Here is an 11220-nt window from a genome sequence, read left to right as displayed (position 1 = left end):
GATTAAGCGCGAAAGGTCGGCATTTGGACCGAATGGGTTGCTTGCCGGCTTCGCGAGAAAGCAAAAAGAAAGCCCCAAAGCGGGGCTTTCTCGAGGGTGTAATGAAGCGCCAAGCTGTCGTTAGGCGCCAGCGGGCGGCTACTTGCGCCGTACCGGCACCTTGTTTGGTCCATCAACCGGCTTGCCGGGGCCGAGCTTGCCGCCGGTTTTGGCGGGGGCAAGCGGGAAGTTGCGCTGCTTCATGAGGGCGTCAATCTTTGGGTCGCGGCCGCGGAAGGCCCGGTAGCCGGCGGCCGGGTCCACGGTGTTGCCCACGGTAAACACGTTTTTGCGCAGACGGGCTGCCACGGCCTTGTCGTAAGGCCCGCCAGCCTCAGTGAAGGCGCTGAAGGCATCGGCTGCCAGCACCACCGACCACAGGTAGGAGTAGTAGCCCGCCGAGTAGCCATCGGAGGAGAAAACGTGGGTAAACTGAGGCGTGCGGTGGCGCATCACCAGTTCCGAAGGCATGCCCAGACCAGCCAGCGTTTCGCGCTCAAACTTGTCAGGGTCAATCTTCTGCGACCCGGCGAGGTGCAGCTTCATATCAATAAGGGCGCTGGCCAGAAACTCGGTGGTGGCAAAGCCTTCGTTGAACGAGCTGGCCTTGTTGATGCGGTCGACCAGCGCCTGCGGAATGGGCTTGCCGGTCTGGTAGTGCAGGGCAAACTTGTTGAGCACTTCCGGGGTAGCCAGCCAGTTTTCGAGCAGCTGCGAGGGGAATTCCACGTAGTCGCGTACCACGCTGGTGCCCGAGAGCGTCGGGTACGTCACGTTGCTCGACAGCCCGTGCAGGGCGTGGCCGAACTCGTGGAACAGCGTGGTGGCATCGGTCCAGGAAATGAGCACCGGCTCGCCGTCCTTGCCCTTCACAAAGTTGGAGTTGTTCGACACGATGGTGGTCACCGGCTTGTCCACACGCTCCTGGTTGCGGTAGGCATTCATCCACGCGCCCGAGTTTTTGCCGGGCCGGGCGTAGGGGTCGAAGTACCAGAGGCCCAACTGCTTGCCGGTGGTTTTGTCGTTCACCTGCCACACCTTCACATCGGGATGGTACACGGGCACGTCGGTCACGGGCACAAAAGCGAAATTGAACAGCTCGCCGGCCACCCAAAACATGCCCTCGCGCATTTTGTCGAGCTGCAGGTACTGCTTCACCTCGTTCTGGTCGAGGTCGTAGCGGGCCTTGCGCACCTTTTCGGCGTAGTAGCGGTAGTCCCAGGGCTCGATTTTGAAGCCGGCGGGGGCGCCTTCCTTTTTGGCCAGGGCCAGCATGTCGGCCACTTCCTCGTGCTCGCGGGCCACGGCCGGCGTCCATACTTTCAGCATCAAATCCATGGCCGCCTCCGGGGTTTTGGCCATGGTGTTGTCGAGGCGCAGGTGGGCGTGCGTGGGGTAGCCCAGCAGCTTGGCGCGCTCGGCCCGCAGCTGCAGAATCTCGGTGATGATGGTGTTGTTGTCGTGCGCGCCGCCGTTGTCGCCCCGGTTCGTAAACATGCGCCAGGCCTTCTCGCGCAGCTGGCGCTGGTCCGAGTACGTCAGGAACGGGTCGATGCTGGAGCGGGTGTTGGTGATGACGCCCGCCGCCGCAATCTTGCGGGTGCCGGCCGTGGTTTTGGCCGCATCGCGCAGCGAGGCCGGCAGGCCCCCCAGGTCCTTATCGGTTTTCAGCACCAGCACCGAGTCGGCCTCGTCGGCCAGCACATTCTGCGAAAAATTGGTGAACAGCCCCGCCAGCTTTTGGTTGATGGCCGAAACGCGGGCCTTGGCCGTGGCATCCAGCTTGGCCCCCGCCCGCACAAACTGCTTGTAGTCAACTTCTACCAGTCGCTGCTGCTCGGCCGTCAGCTTCTTGGTTTCGGGCGATTTATACACCGCCTCGATGCGCTTGAACAGGGCCGGATTTTGGGAAATCTGGTCATAGAACGCGGCCAGCTTCGGGGCCATTTCGGTTTCCACGGCGCTGAAGGCGGCATCGTTGAGCGTGCTGCTCCAGATGTCGTAAATGGCCGAAACGCGCGTCAGCGTCTGCCCGCTGCGCTCCATAGCCACAATGGTGTTCTCAAATGTCGGGGCCGCCGGGTTAGTGGCAATGGCGTTGATTTCGGCCAGATTCTCAGCCATCGCCGCTTCCAGCGCGGGTTTGAAATCAGCAACTTTTACCTTGTCGAAAGCCGGCACGCCGCCGTGCGGGCCGACCCAGGGCTGAAGGAGCGGTGACTGGTCGGCGCGGGCCGTGGCCGACGCGGCGGGAGTTGAGGATTGAGCCATGCCGGGGGGGGGAAGCAGGGTGAAGGCCAGGCCGAGCGTGGCCAAAAAACCGGTCAGCCGCCGGCGGGAAGTGGGTTGCGACATTGAAACGAGGTTCGGGGAATGCGAAAGAAGGAGCAAGGTAGCGCGGACTTTTAGTCCGCGGCCCCGGCAGAAACACGAACAACTCGCAAAATCGTGCGGGCGCGGACTGCCAGGTCCGCGCTACATCACGCTACCGCTGCCGGGCGGCCCAGGCGTCCATCCGCCGCTCCAGTACCGCCAGGGGCATGGAGCCGCCGGCCAGAATCTCATCGTGAAAAGCCTTGAGGTTGAATTTCTTGAGCAACTGCTTTTCGTAGCGGGTGCGTAGCTCCCGGATTTTCAGCTGGCCGGTTTTGTAGGCTAGCGCCTGGCCGGGCATGGCCAGGTAGCGCTCAATTTCGGCCGTGGCGGCCTGCTCCGAAATGGGCTCGTTGGCCATCATGTAGTCGATGGCCTGCTCGCGGCTCATGCCTTTGGCGTGCATGCCCACGTCTACCACCAGGCGCAGGGCGCGGTGCATTTCATCGCCCAGTGCACCAATGCGCTGGTAAGGGTCGGTGTAGAGGCCCAGCTCCTTGCCCAGGCTTTCGCAGTACAGCGCCCAACCCTCGCTGAACGCGGGGTAGGAGGCGAAGCGGCGGAACTTGGGCAGGCTGGTATTTTCCTGCTGCAACGACAATTGGTAGTGGTGCCCGGGAATGGCTTCGTGCAGAAACAGCGACTCCATGCCCGAGGTCACGTTAAACTTGGTGGCATCGAGAATGGGCACGTAGAAAATGCCCGGCCGCGCGCCGTCCGGCGTGCCCCGGTTGTACTCGGCCGAGGCCGTGGCGGCGCGAAAGGCCTCCGTCTGCCTAATCTCAAACGGCGACTTCGGCGTGCGCCCGAACAGCTTGGGCAGGTTGGGCGTGATGCGCGCCTGAATGGCGCGGAAGGCGTTCAGCACGTCGTCCGGCGTTTTGTAGGGCATGAACTTGGCGCTGGAACCCAGGTAGCTGAAGAAGCCGGGCAGGCTGCCCTTGAAGCCCACCTGCTTTTTCACGGCCTCCATCTCGGCCCGGATGCGCTTTACCTCGGCCAGACCGGTGAGGTAAATGGCGTCGGGGGTGCGGTCGGTGGTGGTCATCAGGCGCACGTCGTAGCGGTACATTTCGGCCCCGCCGGGCACATCGCTCAGGCCGGTGCTGCTGCGGGCCTGGGGCAGGTATTCGGTGTTCAGAAAGTCGGCCAGCTTGCGATAGGTGGGCACCACCTCGGTAAGGATGGCTTGCTGGTAGGCGCTGGTGATTCTGGCCTTGTCGGCCTCCGAGAAGCTGGCCGGAAGGTGCGTGATGGGGCCGTAAAACAGGCTTTTAGCGGCATCGGCCGTCACCTGGGCTTGCAGCTGGGGCACCATTTTCAGCACCAGCACACGAGGCAGCACCACGGCCGCCTTCATGCCCTGCCGGAAATTGCCGATGGCCGAGTCGGCCCACACCGGGAACTTGTCCACCCGGGTCAGCCAGTTGTCGTAGTCCTTCACCGTTTTGAAGGGCTGCGCGCCGGTGCCCGCCCCCAGCTGGCTGAGCGTGGTGGGCAGGCTGTAAAACTGCGCAAACGGCATCATCCAGTTATTCAGCCGCAGGCCTTCGAGGCGGCTGCGCATCTCGTACTGAAAGATGTCGTAGCTGAGCTTGTCGTCGGCCGAGAGGCGGGCGCGGTCAATGTTCAGCAGGTCATTGAGGTAGCGGCGGTAGAAGCGCGTCTGCTGCTGACGAAAGGCGCGGGTCTGGTCGTTAGGCAGGCGGTCGTTGTAGCGGTTGTCGCCCTGCGCCGTGGCCATTAGCGGAAACAACCGAGCGCGGTCTTCCCAGTACGAATTGAATAAGCCGGCCAGCAAAGTCGCGGAAGTGGCCGTCCCGTTGGGTGAGGTTTGGGAGCCTGCCGGGTGCGCCAGCAGGCACCACATTGCCAGTAAGGCAACAAAAAATCTGTTCATCAACCAGTAAGTAAGCCGGCAAGCTACACAAATGGCTGTAAATAGTCCAGTTTTCCTTAGGGAAAGGCAGGATATAAAAACGTCATGCAGCGCGCAGCGAAGCATCTTTACCGCTCAACCTAATCCAATTGACTGAATTGGTGGCGGCGGGCAAGATGCCTCGCTGCGCTCTGCATGACGTTCAACTAGTCGTGCTCGCTACTGCTTCGCTGCCCAAGCGTCCATCTTGGTTTCGAGCACGGCCAGCGGCATCACGCCGTCTTTCAGCAGCTCATCATGGAAATTGCTGAGCGAGAACTTGCTGCCCAGCTGCTTTTCGTAGCGGGCGCGCAGCTCCTGAATCTTCAGCTGGCCGATTTTGTAGCTCAGCGCCTGGCCCGGAATGGCCATGTAGCGCTCGATGGCGGCCGTGTCGTTTTCCTTGTTGTCGGGCGTATTATCCAGCATGTAATCAATGGCTTGCTCCCGGGTCATCTGGCCGGTGTGCAGGCCGGTGTCTACCACCAGGCGCACGGCGCGCAGCATTTCATCGCTCAGGGCGCCAATGTATTGGTAGGGGTCTTTGTAGAGGCCGAGCTCCTTGCCCAGGCTTTCGCAGTAGAGGGCCCAGCCCTCGGTCATGGCGCCGTAGCCGGCAAACTGGCGGAACTTGGGCAGGCTGGTGTTTTCCTGCTGCAGGGAAATCTGGTAGTGGTGGCCCGGAATGGCCTCGTGCAGAAACAGCGACTCCATGCCCTGCGTCACGTTGTACTCGGCCGGCTTGGACAATGGCACGTAGAAAATGCCCGGCCGGGAGCCGTCCGGCGAGCCCTGGTTGTACTCGGCCGACGCCGACGCCTCGCGGAACTTCTCGGTTTCCCGAATCTCGAACGGCGACTTCGGCACGCGGCCGAACATCTTTTTCAGGCTGGGGTCAATGGTCGCCTGAATCTTGCGGAAGCCGGCCAGTACTTCTTCGGCCGTTTTGAAGGGCATGGCCTTGGGGTTGGTTTTCAGGCTTTCGAAGAACTGACGCAACGTGCCCTTGAAGCCCAACTGGGTTTTCATGCGCTCCATCTCGGCGCGCAGGCGGGCCACTTCGCGCAGGCCCAGGGCATGAATTTCGGCCGGGGTTTTGTCGGTCGTGGTCCAGTAGCTGGCGTAGTAGCGGTACATTTCCGGCCCGCCCGGAATGGCGTTGATGCCGCTGGTGGGGCGGGATTTGGGCAGGTACTCGTTGGCCAGAAAATCACCGATTTTCTTATAAGTCGGCACAATCTCCGTGAGAATGGCCTTTTTGTACTCCTCGGTAATGCGCTTTTTGTCGGCGTCCGAAAAGTCCTTCGGGAAGCGCGTGATGGGGCCGTAAAACAGCGACTTGGTCGCGTCGGTTACCTGCATGTCCTTGGCGCGCACCTGCGGAATCATCTTCTCCACCAAGGCCTTGGGCAGCACCACGCCGGCCTTCATGCCGCGCCGGAAGTTGCCGATGGCCGAATCGGCCCACACCGTGAAGCCGCGCACCCGGCCCAGCCAGTTGTCGTAGTCCTTCACGGTTTTGAACGGCTGGTTGCCCTGCCCCGAGCCGTACTGCCCCATGCTGATGGGCAGCCCCCAGAACTGCTGAAACGGCATCATCCAGGTATTCAGCTTCAAGCCTTCCACCCGCTGCTTGAGGTCGTACTGAAAGATGTCGTAGCTGATGCGGTCGTTTTCGTCCAGCTTGGCGCGGTCAAACTTGCCCAGCCGCGTCAGGTAGTCCTGGTAAAACGTACGCAACGTATCCCGGAACGCCTGGGTCTGGTCGTTGGGCAGCTGGTCGTTGAAGCGGTTGTCGCCCTGGGCCGTGGCCGACAGCGGGTCGAGCCGCGACTGCTGCTCCCAGAAGCTGGCAAACAGGCCGTTGATGCCTTTGGTGGTATCGGCTGCCGCGCCATCGGCGCTGGTGCTAGCGGTTTCGGTGGTTTTGGTCTGGTTGCAGGCCGTGGTAAGGGCGGCCGCGACGAGGCCGGCCAGAGCAATTTTTTTCATGAGCGAATGGGAATATGCTGCAAGCTACGAAACGGCACACTCCCCTCCTTACCCAGGAGGGGATGTTTCAGCGTTGGCTGAAACGGGGGTGGTTGTGGCGTTGAGCCGTAGACATTCGCTACGCCCTTATCAATACTTACCCAGTTCCTTGGTAACCCAAAACTGTCGTTTAATGCCACAACCACCCCAATTTTCGCTGGCGCGAAAATATCCCCTCCTTGGTAAGGATGGGAGTTGGCGTCTTACCGCCTGGCCGTGAGCCGGGCCACGGCCAGGCGGCCCAGCTCCGGCGCAATGCGCTCGCGCGAGTAGGCTTTCACGCGGCGCGGCATCCCGATGACGAGGGTGCGGTCGGGCAGGCGCACGTAGAGGTCGCCGTGGCTGTCGTCGTAATACGCTTCGCGGCCCAGGCCCGCCACGGGCACCATGTTGCGGCGGCGCAGGTCGTTGCCGGCCTGGGCAATCTGAAAGGCGGCGGCGGGCCGGAACGAAACCATCACCACGGCATCGGGGCTGGCGGGCTGGTCGGCTTCCACGAAGCGGCAGGCCTCGCCCTGGGCCTGCTGCTGCACGGGGCGGCCCGTGAGGCTGGTCACCTCGCCGGGCGTGAGCAGGCCGCAGGCTTCGGTGGGCAGCGTGGCCGTGGTATCCATTTGCACGGCGGTGGAGCGGCTGGTGCCGCCACTGGATTGCTCCAGTGGGGCCTGGCCGCTACAGGCTCCCAGCAGCACGGTGCCAGCCAGCGCCAGCAGCCGCTTGCCTGGCCCAATGGATAGAACAGGAATACGCATAAGACAAACGTTGAAAGGCGGTTATACCAATTATCCTCTACGTTGACAGGCCAAAAAAGGCAATGCCGACATCGCGGGTCACTGCGCAACACCCCAAAAAAAGCCCCGCCGCTACACGGGGTAGGGGCGGGGCTTGGTTGTGCGAACTGGCCAGCGGTATGTCAAGGGCCAGCCAATGCCGCGAGCTATTCGCGCATCAGGCGCTGGGTATGGCGGCCAGTCGCGCCGCTCATTTCCAGAAAGAAAGGGCCTTTGGGCAGGCTGGTGATGTCGAGGCGGTCGTTGTCGGTGGCTTTGCCGCTGAGCAAAGTCTGGCCTAGGGCATTGAAAATGCGGTACTGCACCGCGCCCACGCCGGCGGGCAAAATGAGCTGGTTTGCGCTGGGGTTGGGGTAGAGCTCAACTTTGGTGCTGGCTTCGGTTTGCACGGCGGCCACCGGTGAGAAGCTGAAAGTGCCATCGGAATCGACCTGGCGCAGGCGGTAATAGGAGGTGCCGGCCAGCGGGCGGCTATCCACGAAAGAATAGTCGTGCGCCATGGTGGTGTTGCCCTGGCCTTTCACCGTGCCCAGGGTTTCGTAAACCTCGCCCGTGGCACTGCGCTGAATCTCAAACCGGTCGCTATTTTTTTCGCTGGCGGTGGCCCAGGTTAGAGCCACGCCCGCGCCTTTGGCGGTGGCATCGAAACGAGTGAGCTCAACGGGCAGCGAGGTAAATGTGCTGGCCGTGATATTATCAACCAATAAATCGGTTTTGGCAGAAGCATTCAACACAATCTGCACGTAGGCGTTGGTAATGGCGCTACTAAAGTTAATGGTGACAGTGGCCGGTCCACTAGCCCCATCGACAGCCGTAACGGTAGTCAGGGTTGGCGTAGTGGAAGTAACATTGGCAGTTGCAGTTCCGGTAGCGGTGAAATTCCAAGCAGGATTGGAAGCAGTTCCTTGGATTTTGAGCGTCGGGACGAACGTAGTAGAACGGTTATACGCAACATTGACCTGAATCGAACCGCTCGCATCGAGGCCGCCTTGGCCATTGTTTCTCACTGCGGCAACTTTGAATGTTAAAGCGTTAGATGTTGTCGCGTCGAAATTGACCCGCTTGAAATTAAGTGTTGTGGTAACCAGCCCCGTACCTGTACCATTACTGACCCCATACGACCGGGTACCACCTGCCTGAGCCGCAAAAAAAGCCCCCGACCCTGTGGTGGTATATGTATAATTACCTGACGACGTGGTTTCGAAGTTTTGCGTGGCCGTTTGGGCTTGCGCGGCAGCACTTATGCCAAGCATGGACAACGCAATTAACAAGTGCAGAGGTTTCGCAGAAAAGAAGTGGCGAGCTGTAAAAAGAGTCATTTGTTTTCGTTTTAAAAACGGGAAAAGCTAATTATAAGCTGGCAATGTACACCTGTGTTATAGGAAGTGTGCTATATACTTCGCCTATTAAAGATAAATTAATATTGTGATGACGATAGGTGTCATATTTAATTGATTTTGTGCAATTTCTGGCAAAGTCGTCTAAGCATGGCCGAATAAACCAGAGCAATGGTCGATAAAAGTCATTGTATGCGAATTACTTGTGTCGACTACTCCCGTATCAAGCGCTGCCTGGTGCTACCGCCGGCCCCGGTCAGCTCCAGAAAATAGGAGCCTTTGGCGAGCGTGCGTAGGTCGAGCTGGTCGCTGCCGGTGGCCTGGCCACTCAGCACTACCTGCCCCAGCGCATTGAACACGCGGTAGTGCACGGTGCCCATCGTAGCCGGCAGCGATACAGTGCCCGTGCTGGGATTGGGATAAACGGCTACTTCGCCGCGCATCTGCACCGCGACCACCGGCGAAAACGTGCTGGTGCCATCCAGGTCGACCTGGCGCAGGCGGTAGTAGGCGAGGCCCACCAGCGGGTGGCCGTCCATAAAGTCATAGTCGTGGACGCTGCTGCTGGTGCCCTGGCCCTTCACGCTGCCCACGCGCTGGAAGCTTTCGCCATCGGCGCTGCGCTGCACCTCAAAATAGGCGCTGTTTTTCTCGGAGGCGGTGGCCCAGCTCAGGGCAATGCCCTGCACCTTGGCGGCCGCATCAAAATGCGTGAGCTCGACGGGCAGCGGGTTTACGGCGGTGGCAAACGGGTTGGCCTGATTGTTCAGGTTCAGCGCGCCCAGCGCAAAATACGTGGCGGAGCCGGTGGTGAACCCCGTGAGCGAATTGGAGGTGAGGGTGCCGCTGACGCCGGGGCCGCCGGCTGCGCCCGCCGGGCCGGTGTTGGCCGAATGGCCCATGGTGCTCCAGGCGCCGGTGGTGCCCTGCCGCCGGGCCACCACCAGGTTCGAGGTGCCGGGTACGTTCACGTAGTCGTCGGGGGCGAAGGTGAGAGTAACAGTGGCGGTGGTATTGGTGGCCGAAGCGTTGGACGAGGTGATGCTGTAGGCGCGTTTGAACGATACCCGCTGCAACAAGCCCGTCACCGTTTGTCCGGGGTTGCCTTCAAACTGCTCCACGGTATAGGTAGCGGCCGAATTCTGGTCGGTGGTCCGGAGCGTGAAGGGGCGGTAGGCCGCGCCTTTGCCAATGGGGAAAACCCAGGTGCGGGTGGTGCTATTAGCCGACGGGGTGATGCGGGCCAGCGGGCCATTCACGAAACTGGTGGCGCTGCCGCCGGTCACCGTGGCGTTAGGGGCCAGCGTGAGCAAGGCCGTGGCGCTGGTGGTCAGCAAGCCGTTGGTCAGAATCAGGCCCCTTTCCAGGGTGATGGGCCGCGTGAGCGTCACCCCGGCCGGGTTATCAATTTCAAGCTGCGCGTCCTCTCCAAAAATCATCGTCCCAACGCCACTGACGGTCTTGGCCGTGGTGCCGCTGAGCGTAACTGGCCGCGTCGAGCTGGGGTCGAAACTGAGTACTGCGTTGTTGTTGGTAATGCTGATATTGCCCCCGATGCTGGTGCCGTCGGTATCGCGCGCATTCAGCGAGAGGTTGCCAGTACTGCTAAGGGTCAGGTTGTTGCGGATGAGTAGTTTTATGTCCCCCCCAATGGTTCGGTCGTTGGCGGTTTCGTAGACCAGGTTGCCATACGTCCGGTCAACTGCTAGGTTCGTGCCGCCAAAGCTGCCATTGATGTAGCGGTAGGTACTGCCATCCTGAAAAGTTGCGGGTCCGTAAGGGTCATCGGAATTGGACGCATTCTGCTGGTAAGTGGACCCCGCTTCAAAAACAGCCATACCGGTTGTCGAGCCAAATGAGTCTCCATTCATCCGGCCGGTGACGAAGAGGCCGCCGCCGTTCACAAAATGCACCGAGCCGGCCCCGCCCCGAAACTCGTGGAACGCGTTGGAACTGCTGTTGCCGCCCGAGCTGGTGAAGGTTACGCCCCCGGCAATGCTGGCCGTTACACCAGTATTCAAAATGAAATTTATGGCCGCGTCATCGAAGTCGCTCACCACGCCCACCACCGTAAGCGACGACCCGGCGTCTACCACGAAGTCATCGCCCGTGCCCCCGCCCAGGGTGATGCTGCGGGTTGCGTCCTGGGTGGTATTGAGCGTAACCGTGGCGTTGTTCCTGAAAGACAGCTGCTTGATGGTCTCTGTTAAATCCATGGTGGCGGTGGAGCTACCGCCGCTGAATATCAGCACGTCGCCGGTATTGCGAGAGGTGCGCGCCGTGCCCGTACCATTGGCAAGGGTGTTCCAACTGGTTGAGGCACTCCAGTTGGCTCCCGCCGCGCCCCTCCAGTAGTAGGTGTTCTGGGCCTGCGCCGTGGCCGACAGCAAGAGCATAAAGCTGATAAGCACCAAAGCAACTTTGGGCATCAGCGAATTGAAATGGCTAAGCATCAGCCGGGCTGGTGTTTTTGTAGTTGTGCTCATAGATGTATCTGGTTTGTTATATATTACAAGTAAATAATATTTATTCTTATTATAAAATATTTTTGATATTTAATTGTATTTACTGTTTGCTGTTGAGTTAATCAACTCTGCTGCCTGGTGTATTCCGAGGCGGGGTGTAGCGGACGGCTGCGGATTCATACCGCTCAACTGCCGACTTTTGCAGCGCCACGTATGTGTGGTTGTCTCCTGTGCCGCTCAGTCCCTGTTGTTAATGAAGTATCTGT

6 protein-coding genes are annotated in these 11220 nt (G+C 60.4%); all 6 read right to left on the bottom strand.

Annotated elements, in window-relative coordinates; translation table 11 throughout:
- Positions 1–138: 138 nt before the first annotated feature.
- Positions 139–2394, bottom strand: a complete 2256-nt coding sequence (locus ACYVM5_RS00975; RefSeq protein ID WP_460616312.1) for a M3 family metallopeptidase — start codon at positions 2392–2394, stop codon at positions 139–141.
- A 130-nt stretch (positions 2395–2524) separates the two neighbouring features.
- Positions 2525–4312 (bottom strand): DUF885 domain-containing protein, encoded by a 1788-nt coding sequence (locus tag ACYVM5_RS00970; protein WP_460616311.1) that lies wholly within the window; start codon positions 4310–4312, stop codon positions 2525–2527.
- Positions 4313–4510: 198 nt separating this feature from the next.
- The gene (locus ACYVM5_RS00965; protein WP_460616310.1) at positions 4511–6322 is read right to left on the bottom strand and encodes a DUF885 domain-containing protein; all 1812 of its coding nucleotides are present in this window, start codon (positions 6320–6322) and stop codon (positions 4511–4513) included.
- A 242-nt stretch (positions 6323–6564) separates the two neighbouring features.
- The gene (locus ACYVM5_RS00960; RefSeq protein ID WP_460616309.1) at positions 6565–7113 is read right to left on the bottom strand and encodes a hypothetical protein; all 549 of its coding nucleotides are present in this window, start codon (positions 7111–7113) and stop codon (positions 6565–6567) included.
- Positions 7114–7298: 185 nt separating this feature from the next.
- Entirely contained in the window at positions 7299–8159 is an 861-nt protein-coding gene (locus tag ACYVM5_RS00955) for a T9SS type A sorting domain-containing protein (protein ID WP_460616308.1), read from the bottom strand.
- Between the two features lie 542 nt (positions 8160–8701).
- Positions 8702–10918, bottom strand: coding sequence for a T9SS type A sorting domain-containing protein (locus ACYVM5_RS00950; protein WP_460616307.1), 2217 nt, complete (start codon positions 10916–10918; stop codon positions 8702–8704).
- Positions 10919–11220: the final 302 nt, after the last annotated feature.

The sequence above is a fragment of the Hymenobacter ruber genome, assembly GCF_054783255.1.
This window is presented reverse-complemented; position numbering and strand designations above follow the sequence as displayed.